At 61.2% G+C, this 24,704-nt stretch carries 25 protein-coding genes; 16 read left to right on the top strand and 9 right to left on the bottom strand.

The genetic code is table 11. From position 1 onward, the window contains the following. Positions 1-57 precede the first annotated feature (57 nt). Entirely contained in the window at positions 58-1,005 is a 948-nt protein-coding gene (locus tag HJB91_RS15430; RefSeq protein ID WP_221147082.1) for a LysR family transcriptional regulator, read from the bottom strand. Between the two features lie 110 nt (positions 1,006-1,115). On the opposite strand from HJB91_RS15430, the gene HJB91_RS15425 reads away from it, so the two are divergent. The 3 genes from HJB91_RS15425 to HJB91_RS15415 all read left to right on the top strand — a co-directional run bounded on the left by HJB91_RS15425 (position 1,116) and on the right by HJB91_RS15415 (position 3,248). After that, on the top strand, positions 1,116-1,577 hold the full coding sequence (locus HJB91_RS15425; protein WP_221155252.1) for a cupin domain-containing protein: 462 nt from the start codon (positions 1,116-1,118) through the stop codon (positions 1,575-1,577). Positions 1,578-2,019: 442 nt separating this feature from the next. Continuing rightward, positions 2,020-2,784: an SDR family oxidoreductase gene (locus HJB91_RS15420; RefSeq protein WP_221155251.1), complete on the top strand. Its 765-nt coding sequence runs from the start codon at positions 2,020-2,022 to the stop codon at positions 2,782-2,784. 50 nt (positions 2,785-2,834) lie between these two features. After that, positions 2,835-3,248, top strand: a complete 414-nt coding sequence (locus HJB91_RS15415; protein ID WP_210632068.1) for a cupin domain-containing protein — start codon at positions 2,835-2,837, stop codon at positions 3,246-3,248. A 47-nt stretch (positions 3,249-3,295) separates the two neighbouring features. On the opposite strand, the gene HJB91_RS15410 is transcribed toward HJB91_RS15415, so the two are convergent. The 3 genes from HJB91_RS15410 to HJB91_RS30720 all read right to left on the bottom strand — a co-directional run bounded on the left by HJB91_RS15410 (position 3,296) and on the right by HJB91_RS30720 (position 6,814). Beyond that, complete coding sequence (locus HJB91_RS15410; protein WP_221147080.1) at positions 3,296-4,579, bottom strand: cystathionine gamma-synthase family protein; 1,284 nt, start codon at positions 4,577-4,579, stop codon at positions 3,296-3,298. 136 nt (positions 4,580-4,715) lie between these two features. After that, a complete protein-coding gene (locus HJB91_RS15405; protein ID WP_210632066.1) occupies positions 4,716-5,795 on the bottom strand; it encodes a YihY/virulence factor BrkB family protein in 1,080 nt (359 codons plus the stop codon). Between the two features lie 434 nt (positions 5,796-6,229). Then, positions 6,230-6,814, bottom strand: coding sequence for a hypothetical protein (locus tag HJB91_RS30720; RefSeq protein ID WP_259672820.1), 585 nt, complete (start codon positions 6,812-6,814; stop codon positions 6,230-6,232). Positions 6,815-7,412: 598 nt separating this feature from the next. Here HJB91_RS30720 and HJB91_RS15395 point away from each other — a divergent pair. From HJB91_RS15395 to HJB91_RS15385, 3 genes are all read left to right on the top strand, one after another. Beyond that, positions 7,413-7,838, top strand: coding sequence for a hypothetical protein (locus tag HJB91_RS15395; protein WP_221155250.1), 426 nt, complete (start codon positions 7,413-7,415; stop codon positions 7,836-7,838). Positions 7,839-8,507: 669 nt separating this feature from the next. Beyond that, positions 8,508-8,939 carry a GFA family protein gene (locus HJB91_RS15390; RefSeq protein ID WP_210632064.1) on the top strand — a complete coding sequence of 144 codons (432 nt, stop codon included), beginning with the start codon at positions 8,508-8,510 and terminating at the stop codon, positions 8,937-8,939. A 406-nt stretch (positions 8,940-9,345) separates the two neighbouring features. Beyond that, complete coding sequence (locus HJB91_RS15385) at positions 9,346-9,960, top strand: AAA family ATPase (RefSeq protein WP_210632063.1); 615 nt, start codon at positions 9,346-9,348, stop codon at positions 9,958-9,960. A gap of 37 nt (positions 9,961-9,997) precedes the next feature. Here HJB91_RS15385 and HJB91_RS15380 read toward each other — a convergent pair whose 3' ends face one another. Next, positions 9,998-10,936, bottom strand: a complete 939-nt coding sequence (locus tag HJB91_RS15380) for a sugar kinase (RefSeq protein WP_221155249.1) — start codon at positions 10,934-10,936, stop codon at positions 9,998-10,000. Further along, positions 10,923-11,957, bottom strand: a complete 1,035-nt coding sequence (locus HJB91_RS15375) for an SPFH domain-containing protein (protein WP_221155248.1) — start codon at positions 11,955-11,957, stop codon at positions 10,923-10,925. Before HJB91_RS15375 ends, HJB91_RS15380 begins: the two co-directional genes overlap by 14 nt. Before the next feature lie 127 nt (positions 11,958-12,084). On the opposite strand from HJB91_RS15375, the gene HJB91_RS15370 reads away from it, so the two are divergent. The 8 genes from HJB91_RS15370 (at position 12,085) to HJB91_RS15335 (ending at position 21,438) form a co-directional block, all read left to right on the top strand. Further along, the gene (locus HJB91_RS15370; protein WP_221155246.1) at positions 12,085-12,780 is read left to right on the top strand and encodes an NrtR DNA-binding winged helix domain-containing protein; all 696 of its coding nucleotides are present in this window, start codon (positions 12,085-12,087) and stop codon (positions 12,778-12,780) included. A gap of 228 nt (positions 12,781-13,008) precedes the next feature. After that, positions 13,009-13,329 (top strand): hypothetical protein, encoded by a 321-nt coding sequence (locus tag HJB91_RS15365; protein WP_085781329.1) that lies wholly within the window; start codon positions 13,009-13,011, stop codon positions 13,327-13,329. A gap of 218 nt (positions 13,330-13,547) precedes the next feature. After that, complete coding sequence (locus tag HJB91_RS15360) at positions 13,548-15,401, top strand: ABC transporter ATP-binding protein (RefSeq protein WP_221155245.1); 1,854 nt, start codon at positions 13,548-13,550, stop codon at positions 15,399-15,401. A gap of 78 nt (positions 15,402-15,479) precedes the next feature. Then, on the top strand, positions 15,480-16,484 hold the full coding sequence (locus HJB91_RS15355; protein WP_221155244.1) for a LacI family DNA-binding transcriptional regulator: 1,005 nt from the start codon (positions 15,480-15,482) through the stop codon (positions 16,482-16,484). 36 nt (positions 16,485-16,520) lie between these two features. Then, positions 16,521-17,813 (top strand): sugar ABC transporter substrate-binding protein, encoded by a 1,293-nt coding sequence (locus tag HJB91_RS15350; RefSeq protein ID WP_221155243.1) that lies wholly within the window; start codon positions 16,521-16,523, stop codon positions 17,811-17,813. Positions 17,814-17,902: 89 nt separating this feature from the next. After that, on the top strand, positions 17,903-18,835 hold the full coding sequence (locus tag HJB91_RS15345) for a carbohydrate ABC transporter permease (RefSeq protein ID WP_221155242.1): 933 nt from the start codon (positions 17,903-17,905) through the stop codon (positions 18,833-18,835). Next, the gene (locus tag HJB91_RS15340) at positions 18,828-19,721 is read left to right on the top strand and encodes a carbohydrate ABC transporter permease (RefSeq protein ID WP_221155241.1); all 894 of its coding nucleotides are present in this window, start codon (positions 18,828-18,830) and stop codon (positions 19,719-19,721) included. Before HJB91_RS15345 ends, HJB91_RS15340 begins: the two co-directional genes overlap by 8 nt. Before the next feature lie 4 nt (positions 19,722-19,725). Further along, positions 19,726-21,438: a GH32 C-terminal domain-containing protein gene (locus tag HJB91_RS15335; protein WP_221155240.1), complete on the top strand. Its 1,713-nt coding sequence runs from the start codon at positions 19,726-19,728 to the stop codon at positions 21,436-21,438. Positions 21,439-21,513: 75 nt separating this feature from the next. Here the strand turns inward: HJB91_RS15335 and HJB91_RS15330 are convergent, their stop codons facing one another. Next, entirely contained in the window at positions 21,514-22,017 is a 504-nt protein-coding gene (locus HJB91_RS15330; RefSeq protein ID WP_097601680.1) for a ferritin-like domain-containing protein, read from the bottom strand. Between the two features lie 286 nt (positions 22,018-22,303). Here HJB91_RS15330 and HJB91_RS15325 point away from each other — a divergent pair, with 286 nt between their 5' ends. Together HJB91_RS15325 and HJB91_RS15320 are read left to right on the top strand one after the other, a co-directional pair. Beyond that, a complete protein-coding gene (locus tag HJB91_RS15325; RefSeq protein WP_183704965.1) occupies positions 22,304-22,831 on the top strand; it encodes a sigma-70 family RNA polymerase sigma factor in 528 nt (175 codons plus the stop codon). A gap of 125 nt (positions 22,832-22,956) precedes the next feature. Beyond that, entirely contained in the window at positions 22,957-24,279 is a 1,323-nt protein-coding gene (locus tag HJB91_RS15320) for a cytochrome P450 (RefSeq protein WP_221155239.1), read from the top strand. 42 nt (positions 24,280-24,321) lie between these two features. Here HJB91_RS15320 and HJB91_RS15315 read toward each other — a convergent pair whose 3' ends face one another. Together HJB91_RS15315 and HJB91_RS15310 are read right to left on the bottom strand one after the other, a co-directional pair. Beyond that, on the bottom strand, positions 24,322-24,495 hold the full coding sequence (locus HJB91_RS15315; protein ID WP_221147062.1) for a hypothetical protein: 174 nt from the start codon (positions 24,493-24,495) through the stop codon (positions 24,322-24,324). After that, the gene (locus HJB91_RS15310) at positions 24,492-24,644 is read right to left on the bottom strand and encodes a hypothetical protein (protein WP_210632049.1); all 153 of its coding nucleotides are present in this window, start codon (positions 24,642-24,644) and stop codon (positions 24,492-24,494) included. The genes HJB91_RS15315 and HJB91_RS15310 overlap by 4 nt, the downstream gene beginning before the upstream one ends. Positions 24,645-24,704 lie beyond the last annotated feature (60 nt).

Genomic DNA, 24,704 nt, shown 5'->3' with positions numbered 1-24,704 from the left:
AGACAGCCATTCAGGCAGGTGCGCTGCCGGCTTCGATCCTCTTCTGATCTGGCTCGGTCATATCGGAAACCAAGGCGGCGCCGGCGCGGCGAGGGCCTGCGCGATCTGATCCCGGAGCCACACACTGCCGGGATCGCGATCGAAACGACGAAGCCAATACATGGTCACGTCCATTTTCGGCGAATCCACCGGAGGCATGAACACATCAAGCATCAGCCGGCCGGTCAACATGCGAGCGAAATGAACCGGAATGCTCCCCAGCATTTCGCTCGCTTCGACGGTAAGAGCGACCGCCTGGAAATGCGGTACCGTGACCATGACACGCCTGGCAAGGCCCAGGCGTGCAAGGGCGGGATCAATCGTCCCCGTCTTGCTGCCATCGGCGGAGCGCAGAACGTGGGGAACAGCGCAGAATACGTCCGCCGGTATGACTTCTCCTGGACAAATGCCATGATTGGCAAGGAGCGGATGTCCTCGCTTCGCAATGCATACCAACCATGATTGGAACATCTTGCGGCTGACAACCCATTCAGGCGGTTCGAGCGATCGATCAATAACAATGTCAGCTCGGCCGTCACGCAACATCTCGAAGACTTCGGATGAAGCATGATCGATCATCTGCAGGGTGGTGGACGGCGCCGCTTTGGCGACGCGCGCAGCGAGGGGCGGCATCAACAGCGAGGAAAAATAGTCCGATCCGATCAACATGAAGGATCGGGTAGACGTGGCAGGGTCGAATGCAGCATTCGTCGCCAACGCCTCTTCCATGCCGGCCAATGCTTGTCTTATCGGTTCACGCAGCTCAAGCGCCCGCGCTGTCGGCATCATCTGATTGCCTTCCCGGACGAACAATTCGTCGTCCAAGAGGGCGCGCAGTCTGCCCAACGCCGAACTCACGGCCGGCTGGGACAAGCCGACACGCTCGCCAGCTCGCACCGTCGAGAGCTCCGCCATCATGGCGTCGAATACACGCAATAGATTGAGATCGAGGGCTGAGAAATTCACGGGCTCAATATCCCTTATACGATCATTCAATTTCCGCGCTGCCGCTTCCGGCGATAGTTTTGGACAGCAGTATAAAACTCTATTCCATTCAACCTTGGAAGGAAATTGCGATGAACGTCGTTGGGCGCATCAGTCGGACCATAACCTGGCTGGGCACCGCCTACACCATCAATGTGGGAAGGATTGAGAGCGGCGGAATTGTCGGAGTTTTCGAAAGCACCGTGCCGGCGGGCGGGGGGCCGCCCGTCCACATCCATCACAATGAGGATGAGGTGATCCACGTCATCGAGGGCGCCTATGAATTCTGGCTGAACGGCGCGATCATCCCGGTTGCCGCGAGCAGATCAATCTTCCTGCCACGAGGCGTGCCGCATACTTTTCGGGTGGCGAGCGCGTCTCCGGGACGCAACCTCACCGTCCTGACACCGGGCGGGCTGGAAGAATTCTTCATCGAGGCCGCTGTGCAGGCTCCGCGCCTACCGGAACACATGGATCGGTTGCTGCAGCTTGCGGGACGCTACGGTATCGAATTTCGCGGGCCGCCGGATTGGGACACCGCCCGGGCGTCCTGACGACGGCGCCCTTCATCAACGATTGCAAAGTGCCTCTCCGACCCCTGGTACGAACCCAGCGCTTGAGCGCCTTCGTCTCCGTCGCGACGGAATCGAAGGCGGCTTGCGCGATCGTGATGACATTCCTCAGTTTCTGTTATCTGCACCGACGGCACGTCCGGCCGAGACCGGATGAAACCAGCCTTGTCTGTTCCGACGGGACACCTCGACCACAGGTGAGGTGCGCTACTGCCTTGGCATAGGACGGCAGCGACCGAGAGAGAATGGTTCGAGCCCCCGATCCGGCGCATTCTCCTGCCGTCGGCTGTGGTCGGCCGCGCCGGGAATCCGCTCGGCGATTGTTCTCATGCCGATCAAGTCGCCTGCCCTACTGAAGAGGCAGTTTGCAGCTCATCTTAAAATCAACAGAGGACATTCCTCGTAAAGGACCAGGGAGATTACCATGAAAATCGTCGTTATCGGCGGCACTGGCCTCATCGGCTCGAAGACCGTGGAAAGATTGCGCAAGAAAGGACATGACGTTTTGGCGGCCTCGCCGAATTCGGGCGTCGACACGATCACCGGCAAGGGCGTCGCCGAAGCGCTTGCCGGGGCGCAGGTGGTGCTCGATCTCGCCAACTCGCCTTCCTTCGAAGACAAGGCCGTGCTCGAATTCTTCCAGACCTCGGGCCGTAACCTGCTGAAGGCGGGGGCTGCGGCCGGCGTGAAGCATCACATCGCGCTGTCGATCGTCGGCATGGAGCGGCTGCAGGGCAGCGGTTACATGCGCGCCAAGATGGCCCAGGAGCAGCTGATCAAGGGCTCCGGCATTCCCTACACCATCGTCCACTCCACCCAGTTTCATGAGTTCATGGCCGGCATCGCCCAGTCGAACACGGTCGGCCAGACCGTGCATCTGTCGCCGGCCTATCTGCAGCCGATCGCCTCGGACGATGTCGCCGACGTCATGGCGGAGGTGGCGCTCGCTGCACCGCTCAACGGCACGATCGAGATCGGCGGGCCCGAGAAGATCCGCCTGACCGATATCGTGACGCGTCTCTTCAAGGCGACGCACGATCCGCGGCAGGTGATGACGGATCCGCACGCCCGCTATTTCGGCGTCGAACTCGACGACACTTCGCTCGTCACCGGTCCGAATGCCCGGCTCGGCAAGATCCGCTTCGACGACTGGCTGAGCCAACAGTTGCTTCAGAAGAAGAGCGCCTGACGGCGAAGCGTCACCTGTCGAGCTATTCCCATCATCGGAGGAGACCAGACATGCTCAGGAAAATCATCTCGGCCGCGGCCATTGCGCTTGTCCTTGCCGCCGGCACTCAGGCTGACGCCGCTGGCGGCAAAGCCAAGGTGACCGTCGTCTTTGAGCAGAAGCTGCCCAATGTTCCCGGCAAGAGCATGAAGGCCGTGCTGGTGGAATATGAGCCGGGGGGCCAGTCGCCCGGCCATACGCACCCGAAGTCGGCCTTCATATACGCCACCGTTCTCGAAGGGGCGATCACCAGCAAGGTGAATGACGGGCCGGAGAAGACCTACAAGGCCGGCGAGAGCTTTCCCGAATTTCCCGGCGATCACCACGCCGTCAGCAAGAACGCCAGCAAGACAAAGCCGGCGCGCCTGCTTGCGGTGTTCGTGCTCAACACCGACGAGACGGAACTGACGACCGACGACAAATAACGCGCAACCGATGCCCGGCGCCGCCGGGCATCGGTTGCGCCGCCGTGTCAAACAGCCTGCAGCGCCAATTCCAGATCGGCGATCAGATCGTCCGGATGCTCGATGCCGATCGACAGCCGGATTGTCGATTCCAGCACGCCGATGCGCTCCCTGACATCGGCGGGCACGCCGGAATGCGTCATGGCGGCGGGGTGGCTCGCGAGCGACTCGGTGCCGCCGAGGCTGACGGCGAGCTTGAAGACCTGCAGCGCGTTCAGGAATTTGAAAGAGGCCGGCTGGCCGCCGCGGATATCGAAGGAGAAGGTCGAGCCGGCGCCGGTGCACTGGGCGGCGAAGGTGCGGCCCGCAGGCGAGTCTGTATCGTGGTAGGGGAGATAGTGGACCTTCTCGACCTTCGGGTGATCACGCAGGAAATCGGCGACGGCGCGCGCATTGCTGTTCGCCCGCTCCATGCGCAGTTGCAGCGTTTCCAGCGATCGGCCGAGCATCCAGCAGGAATGCGGATCGAGCTGCGTGCCGATCGCCCCGCGCAGCGCCTTGACCTGCTTGATGACAGCCTTCCGCCCGAGGACGGCGCCGGCAATCAGATCAGAATGGCCGCCGACATATTTGGTCAGCGAATAGAGAGAGATATCGGCGCCATGCTCGATCGGCCGCTGGAAGACCGGCCCGAGCAGCGTGTTGTCGCAGACGACGACCGGCACATGCCCCTGCCTTGCGCCGATCGCATCAGCCACGCGCCGGATCATCGCGACGTCGACGAGGCTGTTTGTCGGATTGGCCGGCGTCTCGATCAGGATCACGGACACGCGGCCCTTGCCGACCGCCTCATCCGCCGCCTTCTGCACCGAGGCCTCGCTGACGCCATCGGCAAAGCCAACCGCGGCGACCCCGAAATTGAGGAAGGTCTTCGCCAGCAAGGTTTCCGTGCCGCCATAGAGCGGCTGCGAATGCAGGATCGCATCGCCCGGCCGGACGAAGGCGAAGAGCGTGGTGGCGATCGCCGCCATGCCCGAGGAAAATAGCGCGCCGCTTTCCGTCCGCTCATAAACGGCGAGCCTGTCTTCGACGATCTCGCTGTTGGGATGATTGAAGCGCGAATAGACGAGGCCGGCGCCCTTGCCTGCCGGCGGCTCGCGACGGCCGGAGACATAGTCGAAGAAATCCTTGCCATCTTCGGCGGAGTTGAAGACGAAGGTCGAGGTCAGGAACACCGGCGGCTTGACTGCCCCTTCCGAAAGCTCGGGATCGTAGCCGTAGTTCAGCATCTGCGTTTCGGGATGCAGCGCATGATTGCCGATATGGGTTTTGGAAGGATGCGGGGCGGTCATGATCGTCTCCTCTGTCGAACCTGCCGAAGGACAGGATACATCAATTCGAGGAGCAGTCATCGAGACTGCTCTATTAACAGGGGAGCATGATGTCGTCCGAAAAACCGCTCACGCTTTTCGCCTCATGCTCAGACGCTCAGCTCACGATCTCGCCCAGGGTATCGGCGACATAGGCGCCGCGCGCGCCCATCGGCAACGGGTGGCCCGTCGTCGTGTCCCGCGCCGTCTGATGCTCCAGCTCGGCATTGAGCTCCGCGCCGACGATGAGAATGACGACGGAAAGCCAGATCCAGATGAGGAACCCGATCAGTGCGCCGAGGGTGCCGTAGGTCGCGTTGTAATTGGCGAAATGCTCGAGATAGAAGGAGAAGCCGAGCGACATGGCGGCCCAGGCCGCGGCGGTCAAGGCTGCGCCCCAGGTCATCCACCGTATTCTCGCCGGTTCGCGGCTCGGACCGAAGCGATAGACCAGTGTCACGGCCACGGCGACGACGGAGAGAAGCAGCGGCCATCTCAGGAGAAGCGCCATCTGCTCCTTGAACTGATCGAGCCAGAGATAGGAGAGCACGACCGGCATTACACCGACGAGCACCACCATGATGACGGCGAAGAGCATCGCGCATAGCGTGAAGCAGAGGCCGATCAGGTTCAGCCGCACGAGGCTGCGTTTCTCCCTCTCCTCATAGGCGACGTTCATCGCGTCGAAGATCGCCAGCGTGCCACTATGGGTGCTCCAGAGCGCAATACCGAGACCGACGAAAAAGGTTATGCCGAGCGTGCTCTCGCGGTTTTCGACCAGCGCCTTGATCTGATCGGCAAGCAGATCGAAGGCGCCGGGCGGCAGGAGGACAGCCAGTTCGCGCAGATGTTCGGAGATGGTGACGGGATCGGCGATCAGGCCGTACAGCGAGACCAAGGCCGCCAGAGCAGGAAACAGGGCCAGGAGCAGATAGAAGGTGACGCCCGCGGCAATGAGGGTGACCCGGTCGTCAAGGACCTCATGGAAGAGGCGCCAGAACACATCGCGAAGACCGCTCATCGGAATAGCCTCCGGCGTCGCCGCGCTGCGCCCATGATCATCACCCGACCAGCCGGCGGCCGCAGGCGGGGTGAGCGAACCGCGCTGCCTTGTCTGAACCAGCACGAACGCCCCGACCGCAGCCACCATCATCGCCGCAGCGAGCGGATATCTCTTGAGGTGGAGCCCATCAGCCATTACCCTATCCTCCGATTTGCTTCGGGGATAACGCCGGGTGCCGCTAAAGGATGCAAGCTGATGCTTTCCTGCGGAAACCCGGGGCGGGGGAGGGGGATCGCGGCGGCCAATGGCGCGCTTGAGCGAAGATCCGGCGCCAGCCGCGCGACCTACAAGCCACTGATCTTATTGGAACCGCGCTCCACTACGGAAGCGAATCGCGAGTTTAGTTTCGTTAGTGCGGTACGGATGATTTCGCGCGCGCCCAGTAGCGGCGATTTTAAGACCTTGGGGACGGCGAATTGACACGCCGCAGACCTGAATTCCGCCTGCCACCGTTTAAATCCGGCGCCTGCCAGGCAGCTGCGACCGGCAATCCGCAGCGTAGAGACGCTGCACGACAATGCCCCATAAACAATAGCGCCAGCGGCAACCGGCAGCAATAGCCGCGACCTTTATCCCGGGAAAAGATTGGCTTCACAGTGCTTGCTTTGGACGCCAGTCATTGAAGCATCCGCAATTTCCCCGGCGTCCCCTTGGCCGCCTCCAATGCGTATCGCCCGGAAATGTGCAGCCGTTCCGAGATAACGACATGAGGGAAGCAAGGCGCCAAGGCCGCCAACGACGTCTCTGCCGCCCAACGGACGGTCGGCGGCTTGGCGATCGATGCGCGAGCTACCCCGCATTGGCCGCCGTCGGCCTCCTGCGCGCTGGACAACATGTCCGGTTTTGCTGTCGTACCGGTCATCGGGAAATTCGATATTCCAGACGAGACGACGCAACGGCTCCGGGGCGATGTTTCGATACCCAAGCTCCTCCAAACGAAGCAGAAGCAGCAGATGATCGCTCTCGACGACCAGCCCGGCATAGGCGACGAGCTGATACAGCGCCGGATGCATGGCGGCATAGGATTTGAACCCGAACGATGCGGCGATCGCCTCATTGAGGTGCGACGACTTGATGTGAGGATACTGGCTCCGCAGAGCCTTCTTCAGAGCGGCGATATTCGCAGGCGAGAACCTGATGGATGGGTTCAGCATATGGCGATCCAATGTCCCTGGCCGAAGTCTGCCAATTACGCTTCGACCTTGGTGAACATGGTCGTCGAGAAACTCCACTCGCCCTTCAACCCGGCAGCAGGTTCGAATGGGCTTCCAGGTTGAGACCTTAACCTGCGGACGCTTCTTGCTCAGGATATGGGATCGACAGTGAGGCAAGTCACCCACGCCAACTGCCCATTGCCTCACCAATTGGGATAGTCGCCCAGTCGGCCGTTGTCCGCGGACAACGGAGCAATCGCTTCGAGATCAGCTGGATCGTGCCGAGTCATGCCGATGGCGAGCAAAGGCTCTGTTTCAGATAAAGGACACACTTGCCATCAAGCCGGCATTCCGGCAGTTTCGCTGCATGGATCTTGCTGCCCTCGTCTCTCGCATCCGCGCTCAATTTCGCAACTTCACTCAAAAACACCTGGCGAACTGTGTTCAGGGAGTAACCGAGATAAAGTTGCAGCTGAGCGAGGAGAGCAAGCCATGTCCTTTGACGCCGTCAGAGCCACATTCGGCAATTCGTCTTTCCTGATCGAGCACTTGATGGGGGACGGTGTCTTGATCCGGCATAACCTTGAACAACTGCCGTATGACGATCTCTCCAGATGGTTTCGATTGTGGTTGCGGGGATGAACGGCATGCCCCGGCCGCGGACGTATCCGCCGCGATCCATTCGATGCTGCTTCAGCCAGACTGCACCAACATCGATTTCGGCACCGCTCCTCCCAACGCCTTTTGGGAGATCCTGCAATTCTCGAAGCCGCCGGAGCGACGCAAATTGAGATCAGCAACTCGCGAGCCGAAGCGGATAGGCTCGTCTAATCGGCTGATGATCCCAGGCCACATGGCGAGCCTCGTTCGTGCGGTGCTATTGAATCTAGGCAGGCACCTCGGCACGTTGTCCGCGGACAACGCCGTGCCCAAGCCCGACACGGCGCCGTGCCTGCAACATCATCTGTACGATATTGACTCAGCCCTTGGCTTGAATTCGCCGCATTGCGGCACTACCTCGTGACGAGCCGAAGCGCTGCCCCTCCTAGCTGCTTCGGCCCGATAGACAGCACTCCTCCTCCCATGCTGTCGGTCACTATCGAAGCCCGGCGCCCTCTCTCCCGCGCCGGGCTTCTTTCACTTTGACACCGAACACTCGCCGCGTCCTTTGAGGCCCTCGGGCGCGTTTTTCCAACACCTCTCGTCGGCTGCGGCGCTCGCCAACGGACATTCCAGCCATGCCGATACCTCCAAGCCGCGACATCCTCCACCGCCCTTGTACGTTGCCGTTGCTGTATAGTGGGGTCGTGCGACGGGGTGCGCATTTCGGGATGAGAGTGGATGGCCATGCCGTGGGGCACCCCTCTGGCCTGCCGGCCATCTCCCCAAATGGTGGAGATCGGCTGGGCGTGACGGCTTCCCCAAACAACTAAAGTAGTGTGATTGTCGCTGCCGCCTGAGAGGGAGCGACGTTCAGACCACCTGCCAATCTCCACCCTTGTGGGGGAGGTGGCCGGCAGGACAGAGGGGGTGCCACACGGCACGCCGCCCCCAAGAGAGCCTCATCCTTGTCGTTACCCGGCGCAAGGTGCACCCATGCTCTTCAGACGCATCTCGAGTGCCGGTGCGATATCTTCCAACTCTTCTCACCAGAAACACCGAACGAGATCAACAGGAACAACCGAGGTGACAGATGAATAGACTTGCGCAATGCCATTGCGGGTCACTCCGCGCAAAGACATCAGGCGATCCGCTCATGGTGAGCGTCTGCCACTGTCGCGATTGCCAGCGCAGAACCGGCGCCGTGGCGAGCAGCGGTGCGATCTTCACGAAGACAGAGGTAACGGTCGAAGGAGAGCGGAAGGTCTTCGAGCGTGACGCCGCGCAGGGGCGCAAGGTTCGATTTCATTTCTGCCCGAACTGCGGCACGTCTCTCTACTGGGAAGGCGATTTCAACCCGGAACTCTGCGTCGTCGCCGTCGGTGCCTTCGCAGACCCGGCATTTCCGCCGCCCCTGGTTTCCGTCTACGAGGAATCGAGACATGATTGGTTTCAACTGCCGGATGGGATGAAGCATGCGCAACGCGGACTGGCTTCGCTAGCGGCCGCGGCCGGTAACGAATAGTCCGGCAGGTGAACAAATCAACCCGGAGACGCGGTCGAGGCGCTTCCCAGGACAGAGCGGAAGAAGCACCCACGCGCAGTCGCGTCAGCTATGGGCGCCACGCTAGCTGATGGCGAAAGGAACAATTCAAGCATCATCTTCGCACTTGTAACGGGCAATCCAGCATCGCTCATTATCGACACCCACGACAAGTGACGGAAGCGAATGGCGATATTGTTTCCGCAATCGAATCCATCCAAACGAAAACAATACCTTATTTCTATCGACAAGGCACTGTGGCCGCCAACAGCGCCTTGACGCTTTCGGCATCAGGGGCGCAAATGTTGCGCCGATGGTTCGTAAAACCGCGCAGGCTGACTATTGTCCCACTATGCCGGGCTCGAGAGTTAGTGGAGCTAACGTCGCTATGAGCGTATTCATTCTCCTCTTGGGCTTTCCTGGCGTCGGAAAGCTGACGATTGCGAGAGAGTTAAGCCCGCTGCTGGATGCGAAGGTCATTGATAATCATTGGTTCAACAACCCGATACTGCGGCTGCTCGATGACGATGGAGCGACGCCCCTCCCGAATGGAATATGGGAATATACCGGAAGGGTCCGGCAAGTCGTCCTGGATGCGATCGTCGCCTATGGCCCTCCCACGGCGAATTTCATTTTCACACATGCCGGCATAGAAGGTGATGAGCGTAGCAATCGCACCTTTCAGCAGATTGCCGGCGCGGCGCAACAACGCGAAGCGCTGCTGGTGCCTGTGAGATTGCTCTGCGACGAGGAAGAGTTGGCGCGGCGCGTTGCCACACCGGCGCGTCGCGAGCGGTTGAAGTCGATTGACGTGCAGGTTGCCAGAGAGAGAAGCAGACGAGCCCAGGTCCTCGACCCTCAGCACCCGTTCACGCTGACTTTGGATGTCACCTCAAAGACGGCGGAAGCGAGCGCAGCGGCCATTCACAATCATGTCTTGAGTATCGCGCAGACGACGGGTTGGAACCCAGCCTCCGACAAAATATCTGCATATGCCAGATAGCTCGCCCCCCGGATCGTTCGGAGCGCAAGCCCGTCCCTCATACCACCAGCATCCCCTGTCGCTCGGCCAGCGTCACCTCCGCCCGCGTTCCGGCGTTGAACTCCAGAAAATCCGCCTCGATGCCGTCGCTGAAAATCACGCCGTGTTCCGGCATCTCGGAGACGATGGTGAGCGGCTGGTCCTTAGAGACGAGACCGGCGACGATGGTGGTGCCGGTGGTGCGGCTCGGGAAGGGTTCGCGCACGAAGTAGCGCAGATAGTCCGCATCCCAAGCGAAGGACATGTCGATCTCTCGGTCGGCGGGTTCGAGGCCGAGTGCGCTCGCGGCTCCGAGCCAGCCGGAATAGAGGCTCTTCAGCCAGCCGGTCGAGCCCATGCCGGTCGAGACAATGATGCCGCTCGAGGACTGGCGTTCTTCGCGCTCTTCGGCCTGCAGGATATAGCGCGCCGAGACATGGCTTTTCGGGCCGATGAAGAGGTCGTTGACCGCGTGGACGACGGCGCCGGTGTTGAGCGTAGCCTTGGCCATGCTGACATGTTTGATCGGCCGCTTGTCTTTCAGCGCCTCGCCGATCACTTTCGGAAGGCTCTTCGGGTTGAAGGGCAGCAGCAGACCGTCCCAGCGCTTGGGATCGGGGTTGACGCCGAGGACCGGCTGGCGGTCGAGATATTTGAGCGTGTTGGCGACGAGGCCGTCCTGGCCGAGCACGACGACGACATCGTCGGGGCCGAAGACGAAGCTCGCGAGGTAGCGGCGGTCGAGACGCTGGACGCGGGCGACGGCGCGCAGGCTTGCTTCCACCTCTGATATAGCAGTTTCGTAGCGCTTCTTCTCGGCGAGATAGTCGCTGAAGTCGGCGCCGAGATGTTCGACATAGAACTGCGCCTGCTGCACCGTGTTGTAGCGGGCGATGAGTTCGTCAAGCCGGGTCGGCCTGACGACCAGGATGATCTTGCGTTCGTCAGAGGCCGGCACGGTCCTTGCCCTCCTGCGGCTGCAAGATCTCCCTGAGAAGATCGGGCGAGACATTCAGCTGGCCGATCTTCGTCGCATTGTCGGCAAGGTCGCGGAAGGCGAGCGCCATGAGCTGGCCCGGCTGCATGCGGACCGAGGCGAGTGCCTGCAGCACTTTCGGATCAGCTTGCTCGAAGGATTTCATCATCGCCGTCAGCGCATAGGCCTGGGCGTCGGCCTCGGCCCGCGCATTGGTCGCGGCCAGCGTCACCAGGTCGCGGTTCTGCTCTTCGAGCGCGATCTTGCCGGCCATTTCTTCCCGGCGGATCTGCAGCTGCCGCTCCTGCACGGCGCGTTCGGCCTCCATCTGGGCCTCGCGCACTTGGCGCCTCTTGTTCTCCAGGGTGATCTCGGTGGCGATCTCGTTTTCCTTGATCGTCCGCTCCTGCTCGATCGCGGCGTTGCGCCTGCTATAGATGGCTTCGTCGGCTTGGCGCAGCAGCGCTTCGCGGGCATGTGCTTCCAGCGCCTTGGCGGTTTCAGGCTTCGGCATGACGGCGAGCAGCGACAGGCCGAGGATTTCGAGGCCGAGCGCTTCGACCGTCGGATGCACCTTGAGCGCGTCGGCCACGCCGGCGACGAGCGCCTCGCCCGAAGCAAGAACCTCCTTCAGCGACAGCGTCTGAACCTCGGCTCGCATCGCCACCTGGACGCGGTCGATCACGCGGGTCGAAAGCTTCTGCGGATCTTCCGAAACATAGTGGCCCCTGCGGTCGAGCGTGAAATTCAAAAGTGCCGCCGTGCGGCGCGGCTCGGCGATGCGGTAGGTGATCTGCCCCTGCACCGTCACTTCCTGGAAGTCTGATGTCACCAGAGGAAAGATGAAAGGATCGTTGATGCTGGCCGTCGGCACGAGCACGAGAGAGCTCGAAGGCGAGAAATGCCAGAAGGCGAGGCCGGCGCCCTCGCGGACGGCCTTGCCGTTCTGATATTGGATGACGTATTGCGTGGGTTCCGTCTTGATGAAGCGCAGTCCGAACATATCCGTTTTCCTGTTCTTGGCGCGAGCCCCTCGCTCGTGTTGAAAAAGAGAAACATGACTTAGTGACAAATGTCAACTAACTTAGTTGAAGATTTACACTAAGGCTCACACCTGCTATGTTCCCATCATGACGACACACGATAATGACGCCTTCAAACCTATCGCCACCGTCGATCTCGCCATCTTCTCGCTGTCGCCGGCGGGCCTCTCCGTGCTTCTGGTGCGACGCGCGAACGCGCCCTTCACCGGCGACTGGGCCCTGCCTGGCGGCTGGATCCATATCGACGAGGATGCGGATCTGGAGGGCGCGGCGCGGCGGGTTCTGAAGGAAAAGACCGGCGTCGAAACACCCTATCTCGAACAGCTGCAAACGACGGGGAACCGCGATCGAGACCCGAGGGGCTGGAGCATCAGCATCGTCTATATCGCGCTGCTTTCGGCCGACGACGTCGCCGAACGGCAGGATGCGCTGGCCGAGGAGGCCGAATGGCGGCCGGTCGAGGGCGAGGGCGTCGGCTTGTCCCTTGCCTTCGACCATGCGTCCCTCCTCAAGGAGGCGCTCGGCCGCATCCGCAGCAAGGTCGAATATTCGAGCCTGCCCGGCCATCTGCTGCCTGTCCGTTTCACATTAAGCGAGCTGCAATCGGTCTACGAAACCCTTCTCGGCCGCAAGCTGGACAAATCGGCTTTTCGAAAGCGCATGGCGGAGGCCGATTTCCTGGAGCCGGTCGAAGGCGAGATGCGCCGGGCGAGCAACCGGCCCGCCCAGATGTTCCGCTTGAAGGACGCCCAGTCGCTGGTGCTGTTCGACCGAAGGATCTGAGCCGTCCGCGCCCAGCGGGGCGCCAGATTAGGCATTCAGACGCTGCTGCTTCTGCTGGTCGAAGAAATCAACCCGTGGAGCGGTCTGCCGCTCATCCTCCCGCTTGCTGCCTGCAATCCGGGTCGCAGGCCTATGGATGCATTTGTCTTCCACGGAAGCGGAACAATGATCTGCCGGCGAGGTTGTGAATAGGCCTAGCATGCAAAGATCCCCAAGGAGGACAATAGAATGCGTATGAAACTCGTAGCAGCTTCACTTTTCGCTCTCGGCATGGCCACGTCGGCTTTCGCCCAGTCCAACCCGGCACCGGCCGGCGCCACAATCGACAAGAACCAGGCCGATCAGGGCGGCGGCGCCACGACCGACACGAAGGCCAAGAAGCCGATGGCCACTGATACCACCACGACCGGCTCAACGACCAGCGGCACGATGAAAATGGACAAGACCAAGTGCCCGAACCCGGTCAACAACTCCGCCAATCTCCAGACACAGGGCGGCACGAGCAACGCCACGCCGATGGACGAAGCCTGCGCAGCGCATAACAACTGAGCGGCTTGCCTGCTCAATGAACCCCGCTTCGGCGGGGTTCATTCCGAGGGAAGGCATATCTGCCACCCTTCCACCGCTCACTTTATCCATTTCCACAGCCTCCCGTTTCCAGACATTCAGCAAAATTCTAGTTGAGATTGCAGGCGCGAGATGGTCCTATCGTACCTGCGAAGCCCTGAGTCCGCGCTCTCCTTCCGATATTTGAACCCGAGCGGCCCATGTCGATTTCAGATGCGATCTATCGTCCTTTCGAAACCCTGATCCGGCCGCTGGACATACCCTACCGGCCGCTGCCGTCGAAAGGGCCGGTGACGGTGCTCCTGCATTTCATCGGCATGTTTCGTGGCGTGCTGATTGTGCTGGCGCTTTGCTCCATGGTGTTCGAGGTGATCAACCTGACGATCGTCTGGGGGCTTTCGGTCATCGTTGACGGTGTGACTGAGCTGGGTGCTGCCGCCTTCCTGCAGAGTGAATGGCGGCTGCTGACCGTTCTCGGCCTCCTGATCTTTCCCGTAATGCCGATCGTGTCCTTCATGCTCAACACGCTGAACTCGCACACATTGGGCATAGCAATGCCGGCCGCCATCCAGTGGCAGGGGCACAAGGCGGTGGAGCGGCAGGATCTCGCCTTCTTCCACGATGTCTATGCCGGCCAGGTTTCCTCGCGGCTGCAGCAGGTCTCGTCCGCCGTTCAGCAGCAGATCCTCGCCGCTTTCCAGTCCATTCCGCGCTTCCTGATGCAGCTGGTGGGCTCGGTGATCCTGCTGAGCGCGCTTGCCTGGCAGCTTGCGCTGCCGGTCGTCGTCTGGATCGCGCTCAACGTCGCCTTCACCGCCAAGATCGTGCCCGTCTTCGTCGAGCGCTCGCGCCGCACCGCCAAGCAGCGCAGCCTGGTCGCCGGCGCCATCACCGATCTCTATACCAACATGCAGATGATCAAGCAGTTTGCGGCCGAAGACAGCGAGGCGGGCGCCATCCGCCGCATCATCGGCAAGGCGGTGCAGACGCAGCACAGCGAACAGCGCATCTACCGCTCGTCGGAAGTGACCGTCGTCATTTTCAATACGCTGCTGTGGCTGAGCATGCTGGCGATCGGATTTTCCGGCCTCGTCAAAGGCTTCCTCACGGTCGGCGAGTTCGTCGGGGCGATCTATATCCTCCACCGGCTGTCGTCGCAGATCTTCGTCTTCCTGCAGATGGGCCAGCAGATCTTCCAGGCGATCGGCACGATCAAGGACGCCATGCCTGTCATGACGACGCCACCCACAATCATCGACCGGCCGGATGCGACCAACCTCACGGTGCAACAAGGCAAAATCCGCTTCGAAAGCGTCCGCTTCGCCTACAAGTCCGGCAAACCCGTCATCGACAATCTGTCGCTGACGATCCGGCCAGGCGAGAAGGTCGGTCTCGTCGGTCTGTCAGGCGCCGGCAAGACGACGCTGGCAAATCTGCTCCTGCGATTCTACGACATCAACGAGGGCGCGATCCTGATCGATGCGCAGGATATCCGCGCGGTCACCCAAGCGAGCCTTCGCCGGGCGATCGGCGTCATCGCCCAGGATGTCGCGCTGCTGCATCGCTCGGTCGGCGACAATATCCGTTACGGGCGGCCGGAGGCGACGCGGGAAGAGATCGAGCGGGTGGCGAAGATGGCGAGCGCCGATGCCTTCATCGCCGATCTTGCCGACAGCGAAGGCCGCAAGGGCTACGATGCCTTCGTCGGCGATCGCGGCATCAAACTGTCGGGCGGCCAGCGCCAGCGCGTCGCAATCGCCCGCGTGCTCCTGAAGAATGCGCCGATCCTGGTCCTCGACGAGGCGACCTCGGCGCTCGACAGCGAATCCGAAGCCGCTATCCAGGACCGGTTGAACCTCGTCATGGAGGGAAAGACGGTGATCGCCATCGCCCACCGCCTGTCGACGATCGCCAGGATGGACCGGATCGTCGTGCTCGACCACGGCGGCATCGTCGAAGAGGGCAGCCCGGAGAAACTGGTCGAGCAGGACGGCCTGTTCGCCCGCCTGTGGAAACGCCAGACCGGCGGTTTCATCCCCGAGGAGATCGATTGAACGGAACCGGCGCTGCCGCTTGACTCGGCCAGGGACGATGAGTATTGTTTGGGTAATCGATAACCCATGGCGAGACCCGTGACCGCTTCACTCAACGACATAGCCGCCCGCGCAGGCGTTTCGGTCAAGACCGTGTCAGGCGCCCTGCATGGCGGCTCGGCGCGTATGTCGGACGAAACGCGCCAGCGGATCAAGGAGATCGCCGAGGAACTCGGCTATGTCACCAACTTCGCCGCGCGCAGCATGCGGCAGGGCTGGATGCCACTCGTTGGGCTCGTTGCCGATGATCTGATCACGTCACCCTTCGCGACTGAGATCATCAGGGGGCTCGACGGCGCCGTGCGCGCTTCCGACATGGCCGTCTTCGCCATGACGCTCAGCGGCCACCGCAGCGTCGGATCAATCCTCGACGAGATGCGGCGCTTTCGCCCGCGCGCGATTGCCTATGCGGCCATGTATCACAAAAGCGTCGACCTGCCGGCCGAGTTTGCCGACACAGTCGGCGTCATGATCAACTGCCGGGATGCCAATGACCGCGTGACGTCCCTGGTGCCGGACGAGACGGGAGCGGCGATCGAAATCACGCAGTACCTGATCGAGGCAGGCCGTCGCAATATCGCCTTCATCAACCTGCCCGGCATTCTCGCTGGCGAACTGCGCGAACTCGGTTTTCGCCAGGCGCTCGATCATGCCGGCATCAACGGAGCCGGCGCCGTGGTCTTGCCGGCCGTCGGCAAGGCTGTTTACAGCGACCGGGCGCCTAGCCTCGTGGCAACGCATGTGCATGAGTTGATGAAAGGTCCCCGGCCACCCGATGCCATCCTGTGCGGCAATGACCGCGTGGCGATGGAGGTCTATGCCGCACTGCGCCGCTCGGGCGCGACCATTCCCGATGACGTTGCCGTTGCAAGCTTCGACAACCAGGTCGAGATCGCCTCGCGTCTCGATCCGCCGCTCACCACCATGGCGCTGCCGCACCGCGCCATGGGCCATCAGGCCGCGCACATCCTGCTTGCCGAAGACCGGCCTCCGGTCGGGGTGCAGAAACTACCGTTCCAGTTGGTGGAACGGGCATCCGTGTAAATTGAGGAAGGCCCATTCAATTGAGGAGGAATTCTAATGGGTAAACGTTTACTTTGGTCTCTCGTCCTGTCTTCGGCACTGGCCGCCACTTGGGCTGACGCAGCCGAAAAGACCGCGATCCAGGTCATGCATCAGGGCGATCCAGGCTTCGTCGCCGCCTATGGCAAGGTCGCCGAGCGCTTCGAAGCCGCCAATCCCGATGTCGACGTCCAGTTCATCTATACGCCGCACGACGCCTATAACGAGAAGTTCAGCGCGGCCGTCATGGCCAAGCAACTGCCCGACGTCATGGAGCTCGATGCGCCGTTCCTCGCCAATTACGTCTGGTCGGGATATCTTCAGCCGATCAAGCCGCTGATCGACAAGGACGTCCTCGACGACATGACGGAGTCCAACATCGCTCAGGGCACATATCCGATCGACAAAGATCTCTATGCGATCGGCCTGACGGACTCTTCCGTTGTTCTTTACGGCAACAAGAAATATCTCGAAGCGATCGGCGCCCGCATCCCGAAATCCGTCGACGATGCCTGGACGCTGGAGGAGTTCGAAACCTATCTCGAGAAGCTCTCGAAGCTCGATGGCGTGAAATGGCCGATTGACACCTTCCGCGGCTACGGCATCAAGACCGAATGGATCACCTATGCCTATGGGCCGATCCTGCAATCGGCCGGCTGCGACCTTATCGACCGCAAAGCTTGGAAATCCGAGGGCACGCTCGACAGCGACGCCTGCGTCGATGCACTCGCGATGATGCAGAAATGGGTTAAGAACGGCTGGGTCGTGCCACAGTCGGCCGGCACCAACCAGTTCTACGCCGAAGGCAATCCGGCGGCCCTGGCGCTCGGCGGACATTGGGTCTATGCGGAGGCGGTAGCCGCCATGAAGGACAACCTCGTCGTCCTGCCGCTTCCGAAGTTCGGCGCAAAGAGCGTAAGCCCCAATGGCACCTGGATCTGGGCGATCACCAAGACATCGAAACATCCCGATATCGCGGCTAAGTTCATCAGCTTCCTGCTGAAGGACAAGGAATACCGGGCCTATGTCGCAAGCCAATCCGGCTACCCCGGATTGAAGAGCTTCGCTGCCGAGTCTCCGCTCTATGCCGATGGCGGTCCGATGGCGATCGCCTTCGAACAGGCATCGAAGACCGCCGTCGCACGTCCGCCGCATCCAGCCTATCCCACAATCACGTCGGCCTTCATGCAAGCCGTCGACGAGGTGTTCAATGGCGGCGATCCCAAGGAGGCGCTCACAACAGCCGCCAAGAAGATCGACCAGGACATCGAGGACAATGACGGATACCCGCCGTTCGGTGACGAGCAATAATCGCCCTCGCCGACCAATCGGAGCCTTGCGATGTGTCCGTGTGACATCGCAAGGCGGAACCGACATCACGCCTGGAGAGGAGGAGCTGTATGGCCATGCAACAATCGACATCGTCGCGATCCGCTCGAATAACGCTCCGGCGTGACAAGGGACGGCTGATGCAGGAAGCGGCCATGCTCGCGCCGGCCGTGATTCTGTTGACCGTCTTTCTGATCGTGCCGTTCCTCCTGTCTTTCTGGACGGCGATGACCAACCAGCCTCTCGTGCCCCGGCCGACGCCCGTCCGCTTCGTCTGGTTCAACAATTTCATCCGCATCTTCCAGGACGATCTCTTCTGGACGGCTCTCTGGAACGTCTCGCGCTTCACCTTTTGGATCATTCCGGTGCAATGCGGCCTCGCCTTTGCGACGGCGCTGCTGCTGCATCAGAAGCTGCCGTTGCGCAATCTGCTGCGCGGCATGTTCTTCCTTCCGGCGATCACCTCTATGGTGGTGGTCTGCGTCATCTGGGGCACCCTGTTCCAATATCCGACGGGACCGTTCAACCAGATCCTCGGCTTTCTCTCCGGCGGAGCGATCCAGCCGATCGATTGGCTCGGCGATCCCGAATGGGCGATGTTTTCCATCGTCCTGCTCTCGGCCTGGCAGGCCTATGGCTTCCAGATGATCGTCTATCTCGCCGGCCTCCAGGGCATTCCCGACGAACTCTACGATGCCGCCAAGATCGACGGCGCCAACGCCTTCCGGCGATTCTGGCATGTCACGATGCCAGGCCTGCGGCCGACCCATGTCTTCGTCCTCGTGATCACAACTATCCAAGCGTTCAAGCTCTACACCCAGGTCGCCATCCTCACGCAGGGCGGGCCGAAGAACAGCACCGAGACGGTGGTGCATTACATGGTCCGCGCCGGCTTCGAAGAGCAGAAGATGGGCTATGCCTCGGCCGTTTCGGTCATCCTGTTCGTCATCGTTCTCATCATCGCGCTGATCCAGCGCCAGCTCCTGAGGCGCTTCGATGTCTGATATCGCTCTCTCGATCCCACAGGCCCGCGCGGCGCGGCCGCGCTCCGCCGCAAGGGTTCTGCGCACCATCCAGACGGTCTCTATCTTCATCATCGCCCTGGTGATCGTCTCCCCGTTGCTGCTCCTCGTCGTGGCGAGCCTGAAGGATGACCGGTTCCAGATCCTGGCCGATATGGGCAGTTTCCGCGCCTTCTGGGTTTCGAAACCGACGCTCTCCAACTATGCGGAGGTCGGCCACCTCTCAGGCGAACTCGCCTTCGGCCGTTACCTCATCAACTCGCTGATCATTCTGATCACAACGGTTTGTTCCGGCCTGATCGTCAATTCGATGGCCGGCTTCGTTCTGGCCTGGGGATCGCTCAAGGGCCGCGCCGTCATCCTGTCGATCGTGATTGCGCTTTATGTGATCCCGCAGGAAAGCATCATCATGCCCCTGGTGATCATGGTTTCGCGCGCCGGAATGGCCGATACCTTCGCAGTCCAGATCGTGCCCTGGGTCGCGAGCCCTCTCTACATCTTCTTGTTCTATCAGTTCTTCTCGCAATTGCCGAAGGAACTGCTTGAGGCCGCCGAGATCGACGGCGCGTCCTTCTTCCGGGCCTATCGTTCGATTTTCCTGCCCCTCAGCCTGCCCGCACTGGCCACCGTCTCGATCCTGATGGGCATCGAGACCTGGAACCAGTATCTCTGGCCGATCCTCGTGACGCAGACCGATTATGCCCGCCCGATCGCGGTCGCCATCGCGACATTCTTCGGTCAGGACAGCATCTACTGGGATCGCGCGATGGCCGCCTCCGTTTTGATGATGATCCCGATCCTGGGGCTCTACCTCGTTTTCCAGCGCTGGTTCGTGAGTTCCTTCATCGGCTCCGCCGTGAAAGGTTGAATTGATGACAAGCCAAGCGATGACTCCGTCCCATGAACGCGGGCCGGAGACGATCAGCGCCGTCCTGCCCGCGGGAGCGACGATCCACGCGTGGATCAAGGCCCGGCATGGCGGCGCCGTGGGTAGATTGACCGCCCATGTCGATGGCGATCCCGCCATCACTGTGGAAACGTCAAATCGCCATGAATTCGAGTTTCGGGTGCTGACGCTGGAAAGCGGTGGGGAAACCGACTTCTCCTACGATCCGGTGACGACGCAGGTCTCGGTTCTCTACGCCTTCCTTCAGCCCGGCGTTCTCGAAAAAGGCATCCGGATGCTGCATGTCGGGTCTTCCAACGTCGCACCCGAAATCTCCGGCGGCTATCACTTCCGCCCACCCTTCGGTTGGATGAACGATCCCAACGGTTTTGGTAGATTCGGCGGCAGGCTGCACCTGTTCTATCAGCACTATCCCCACAGTCTGCGGTGGAACAACATGCATTGGGGTCACGCTGTCTCGGACGATTTTCTTCATTGGACGCATCTTCCGGTCTTTCTTCCGCCTTCGGACGAACTCGCCGCACGGGCCGATGGACGCGGCGGCGCATTTTCCGGCTCCGCCATCGCGCTCGATGGCGCGGGAATCCGTATCTTCTTCACTGAGCATATGAAGGGCCGGGAGCCGGAGGAGCAGGTTCAGTTCACAGCCATCAGCCACGATCTTGTCAACGTCGAGCCGGCGAGCCTCATCCTGCCCGCCCGACCGGCCGGGCTCGGTCTGACGACCGACTTCCGTGACCCCTATGTCTTCCTAGGCCAGGACGACAAATGGAAGATGCTGCTCGGGACGCGAGACCGCGAGGGCGGCGTCATCCTGCTCTATGAAACCGATGATCCGGCCGCGGCGACGGGATGGACTTTCCTCGGGGTGCTTCATCGCGAGAACCGCTTCGGAATGACGGCCGCGGAATGCCCCTGCCTGGTGCCCCTCGACGGTCCCGCAAACGACCCATCGACGCGCTGGGCCCTGATCTTCGGTCTTCTCACAAGCCGCGATCCGGCAACCGGCCGGCGCAACATGACGATTGCGACGGTCGGCCGCTTCGATGGCCGCAGCTTCTCCGTGGAATTCGAACAGGAACTGGATTTCGGCACTGACGCCTACGCCTTCCAGGCCTTCGTCGATGATAGCGGCCCCGTCGGCATTGCATGGCTGGCGAACTGGACTGACGTCTCAAAGGATATCGACATGGCGACGGCGATGACGCTGCCGCGCCGGCTGGCATTGCACGAGGGGGCTCTGATCACGCCGCCGGTCGCAGGTGTGGAAAGCCTGCGGCAGCGGCGGCTGGATCCTCAAGGCCTTGTGGACGGCCAGGCGGTCGACCTCGCCAACGGCGCCGTCGAAATCCTGCTCACCCTCAAGGAGCCGGGCAAGGCGTTCCGCCTGACGTTCGAACATCCGCAGGCGGCGCTCGAGGTCCTGTTGAACGACGATGGGCTGAGCATTCCCTTTTCGGTGGCGAATGCCAAGGTGTCGCCACGCTACATCGCCGCCGGCGCGCGCCCGTCGACCATCCGGATATTCCTCGATGCAGGTTCGATCGAGGTCTTCGCCGACGATGGCCGCTGGACCGGAACCAAGCGGCTGCCCGGCTTCAGCGGGGTAAGCTCGGTGCGTCTCATCGCGCCCCAAGGGAATCTGCTTACCGCCGAAATCTGGCAACTCAGTCTTTGATCTGCGAGGCAGCCCCGGGAAAAGCACGGCCGCCGAGGCGGCGGCCGTTGCGAATGGACACCGCGGTCGAGCGGCTCAGGCTGCCTTGCCTTTGCCCTTGACGTTGGCCGAGGACTCGGCGAGCTGCGTGAGCTTCTTGTCAGTCGCCTCTTCTTCGGCAAGCGTAGCCTGCAGCAGTGGCACTGCATCCTTGAGGCCGAGCTGCTTTGCCCAGGCGATCAGCGTGCCGTAGCGGGCGATTTCATAATGCTCGACGGCCTGTGCGGACGAAATCAGACCAGCATCGAGGGCGACCGTGCCCTTAAATTCGTCCATGATCTCCTCGGCTTCGGCGATGATGCCCTGAATGGCCTCGCAGGTCTTGCCGCGTGCCGGTTTGCCGACCATCTCGAAAACCTGTTCGAGGCGCTCGACCTGCGCCTGGGTCTCGTCGCGATGCTGCAGAAAACCGGCCTTGCCCTCTTCCGATTGCGCGGCGCGGGCCATCTTCGGCAGGGCCTTCAGGATCTGCTTTTCGGCGTAATAGATGTCCTTGAGAGTATCGAGAAACAGATCGTTCAGAGTCTTCTCGGTTGCCATTTAATCCTCCTGTGGCGTGTCGTGACGACAATCAACTCTCGCATCGGTCGGATGTTCCGATCGGAAATATGACGCCCCCTTGGGCGGGGGCGTCATCTCTGTCCGGCCAAGGAAGAGACCGCCCGATCGAGAGTACCGGGACGGCGATGACCGAACGATTGCGGGAGGCCGTTGTTCCCGTCCTCGAGCCGGCGAGCAGTCGCCGGCCAAGCCGGGACTTTTGTCCGGTATCGTACGGCAACGAATAGGGAGCCAGCGACTTTCCTTCTCATCCCAGGAGAGAAAAATGGCTTCCTCGTCTTCAGTACGCCCCGCATCGCATTGCAAAGAAAAATCCGCGATCGAGCGGGAGATCGTCGAGCTGACACCAGCATTGCGCGCCTTTGCCCGAAGGTTCCTGCGCAGCGATGATGACATCGACGACCTTGTTCAGGAAACCCTGCTGAAGGCGCTGAACTCGCTTCACCTCTACCAGCCCGGCACCTCGCTCAAATCCTGGCTTTTCACCATTCTGCGAAACACCTTTTGCACCAATTATCGCCGGAAGAAGCGCGAGCCGGCCGGAATGGACGCGGCGATGGAACAGGTGGCGATCGCCCCGACCCAGGAGTGGGTACTGCGGGAACATGAATTGCAGCGGGCGTTGACGCGTCTTTCCGACGACAGGCGCCGGGCTCTGACATTGGTGGCTGCCGGAACGAGCTATGAAGACGCCGCCAAAATGTGCGGGTGCCGGATCGGCACGTTGAAAAGCCGGGTGAGCCGCGCCCGCGAGTGCCTGATTGCGATGCTCGGAAACCATCTCGTCGATTGAGCGGCTTGCGCCGGTCCGCTTCGCCTTGAGCGGAACAAACGGTCATGGTCCTGGTTCCAAACCTAATCGATAGGATCGGCAGATCGAATCGATATGGGCCAACCGCCGGGCCAGGCTGAAGAGTCATGAACGCGCGAAGCCACGCCATCTTTCCCAGAGTTAATCGCGCCGGATGGCTCGATACGCTCCGCGTATTGACGGCGGTCGTGGCCCCAACGGTTGCCAAGGGCATCATCATTCGCCGCCCGGCAATGGAGCGTCTGGCGGAGCGGCAAGGCTTCGACAGAACCACCGTGGAACAGATGCAGCGGCTGAGAAACAAATACGGGCCGGCTCCTCTTCTGCTGCCCATCCCATTGCGACCACAGCTGCTGATCCTCGATCCGGCCGATGTCGCCACGGTGCTTCAATCCTCGCCCGAACCGTTTGCCGCGGCGACGGCGGAAAAGCATGCCGCCCTTGTTCACTTCGAGCCGAAAAACGTCCTCATCTCATCGGACTCTCGGCGCGCCGAGCTTCGGCCTGCCCATGAGCACGCTTTGGCAGCGGCAGACCGGCTGCATCCATATGCGATGCATTTCAAAAATATCGTCGACGAAGAATTCCTGCAGGTCCTGAACTTACCCCGTGAGCTCGATTGGCCGGCCTTTTCGCAGGCCTGGTTCCGGATCGTCCGGCGAATTGTCCTCGGCGAACGAGCGCGCAACGACGTCACATTGACCGAGACCTTGAACGAACTTCGAGGCCGGGCGAACTGGGCATTTGCCGCCCCAGTCGATCAGCGCAAGCTTGCTCGGTTTCACGATCAGGTCGGCCGCTATCTTCGAGAGCCGGAGAAGTACAGTCTTGTCAATCGGTTTCCCAGAGGCGATGAGCTTGCTCCGGAAAACCAGGTGGCCCAATGGCTGTTCGCCTTTGATGCAGCCGGAATTGCCGTTTTGAGGACGCTCGCCTTGCTGGCCTGCCATGTGAGCTACTGGGGCAAAGCCGTGGAAGAGGCCATGAGCGGCGATCTCGATCGCCCCTTCACGCGCAGTTGTCTGCTGGAAGCCTTGCGCCTCTGGCCGACGACCCCCGCCATCCTCAGGCAACTGACCAGGGATCTCAAGTCAGGCGACAAGGTCATCGCTCGCGGCACTGGCGTCATCATCTTCGTCCCCTTTTTCCATCGAGACCCCGCGCTCCTCTATGCCAATCGGATGGAACCGAGCATCTGGGGACAGAACGATGCGTTGCCGGCCGCAGGGCTCGTGCCTTTCAGCGCCGGTCCTGTCATATGCCCGGCACATAATCTCGTGCCGACGATTGCAAACCTTGCCGTGGGCACATTCTTGTCGGCCGCCGAGATTGTGCTGCTGCATCCCTCTTTAGACGTCGCCAATCTTCCCGGCACTCTCAATCACCATGGCATCCGGCTGAAGCTGATTGCGCGGCGCAGGGAGAAATAGATGCTGCCTCAATGTCCTCGGCACATTTCAGTTCGCGCCGGTTCACAGCCTTTGCATGACCCCGTAAACGAGGATCAAGACGTAGAGCAGAAAGGCGATAGCGACCAAGGTCGCGATCACGGCAATGACCAGCCACAGGCTTTTCAGCGCATCCCGCTGCCCTTCGTCGCTCGGCCGGTCCAAGCGGATCGGGTTGTCTTTCGGCCACTTCGTCAAGGATTGGCTTCCGTTGAAGATTGCGTGGGCTGACCGCTTATGCTGATCGAGTTCCACGAGAGCGTAGCGCCGAACACGATCACGAGCCCGACCAAGAGAATGGCTCCCAAATAGATCATGAAAGCGCGACGGTCCGATTCCTGGCTCATCTTCTCTCCTTCGGTCCTCGAACCAAGGGAAACCGGGAATGTTCCAGATCAAGAAATCGA

Source organism: Rhizobium sp. NLR10b (assembly GCF_019685435.1).
Classification (GTDB): domain Bacteria; phylum Pseudomonadota; class Alphaproteobacteria; order Rhizobiales; family Rhizobiaceae; genus Rhizobium.
Note: the sequence above shows the minus strand (reverse complement) of the source record. Positions and strands in the feature narration are given on the sequence as shown.

Excerpts from the sequence above, each read along its gene's own strand:
- HJB91_RS15425 (WP_221155252.1), top strand. The coding sequence starts at position 1,116 with ATGAACGTCGTTGGGCGCATCAGTCGGACCATAACCTGGCTGGGCACC.
- HJB91_RS15420 (WP_221155251.1), top strand. The coding sequence starts at position 2,020 with ATGAAAATCGTCGTTATCGGCGGCACTGGCCTCATCGGCTCGAAGACC.
- HJB91_RS15415 (WP_210632068.1), top strand. The coding sequence starts at position 2,835 with ATGCTCAGGAAAATCATCTCGGCCGCGGCCATTGCGCTTGTCCTTGCC.
- HJB91_RS15410 (WP_221147080.1), bottom strand. The coding sequence starts at position 4,579 with ATGACCGCCCCGCATCCTTCCAAAACCCATATCGGCAATCATGCGCTG.
- HJB91_RS15405 (WP_210632066.1), bottom strand. The coding sequence starts at position 5,795 with ATGGCTGATGGGCTCCACCTCAAGAGATATCCGCTCGCTGCGGCGATG.
- HJB91_RS30720 (WP_259672820.1), bottom strand. The coding sequence starts at position 6,814 with ATGCTGAACCCATCCATCAGGTTCTCGCCTGCGAATATCGCCGCTCTG.
- HJB91_RS15395 (WP_221155250.1), top strand. The coding sequence starts at position 7,413 with ATGACGATCTCTCCAGATGGTTTCGATTGTGGTTGCGGGGATGAACGG.
- HJB91_RS15390 (WP_210632064.1), top strand. The coding sequence starts at position 8,508 with ATGAATAGACTTGCGCAATGCCATTGCGGGTCACTCCGCGCAAAGACA.
- HJB91_RS15385 (WP_210632063.1), top strand. The coding sequence starts at position 9,346 with ATGAGCGTATTCATTCTCCTCTTGGGCTTTCCTGGCGTCGGAAAGCTG.
- HJB91_RS15375 (WP_221155248.1), bottom strand. The coding sequence starts at position 11,957 with ATGTTCGGACTGCGCTTCATCAAGACGGAACCCACGCAATACGTCATC.
- HJB91_RS15370 (WP_221155246.1), top strand. The coding sequence starts at position 12,085 with ATGACGACACACGATAATGACGCCTTCAAACCTATCGCCACCGTCGAT.
- HJB91_RS15365 (WP_085781329.1), top strand. The coding sequence starts at position 13,009 with ATGCGTATGAAACTCGTAGCAGCTTCACTTTTCGCTCTCGGCATGGCC.
- HJB91_RS15360 (WP_221155245.1), top strand. The coding sequence starts at position 13,548 with ATGTCGATTTCAGATGCGATCTATCGTCCTTTCGAAACCCTGATCCGG.
- HJB91_RS15350 (WP_221155243.1), top strand. The coding sequence starts at position 16,521 with ATGGGTAAACGTTTACTTTGGTCTCTCGTCCTGTCTTCGGCACTGGCC.
- HJB91_RS15345 (WP_221155242.1), top strand. The coding sequence starts at position 17,903 with ATGGCCATGCAACAATCGACATCGTCGCGATCCGCTCGAATAACGCTC.
- HJB91_RS15340 (WP_221155241.1), top strand. The coding sequence starts at position 18,828 with ATGTCTGATATCGCTCTCTCGATCCCACAGGCCCGCGCGGCGCGGCCG.
- HJB91_RS15335 (WP_221155240.1), top strand. The coding sequence starts at position 19,726 with ATGACAAGCCAAGCGATGACTCCGTCCCATGAACGCGGGCCGGAGACG.
- HJB91_RS15330 (WP_097601680.1), bottom strand. The coding sequence starts at position 22,017 with ATGGCAACCGAGAAGACTCTGAACGATCTGTTTCTCGATACTCTCAAG.
- HJB91_RS15325 (WP_183704965.1), top strand. The coding sequence starts at position 22,304 with ATGGCTTCCTCGTCTTCAGTACGCCCCGCATCGCATTGCAAAGAAAAA.
- HJB91_RS15320 (WP_221155239.1), top strand. The coding sequence starts at position 22,957 with ATGAACGCGCGAAGCCACGCCATCTTTCCCAGAGTTAATCGCGCCGGA.
- HJB91_RS15310 (WP_210632049.1), bottom strand. The coding sequence starts at position 24,644 with ATGAGCCAGGAATCGGACCGTCGCGCTTTCATGATCTATTTGGGAGCC.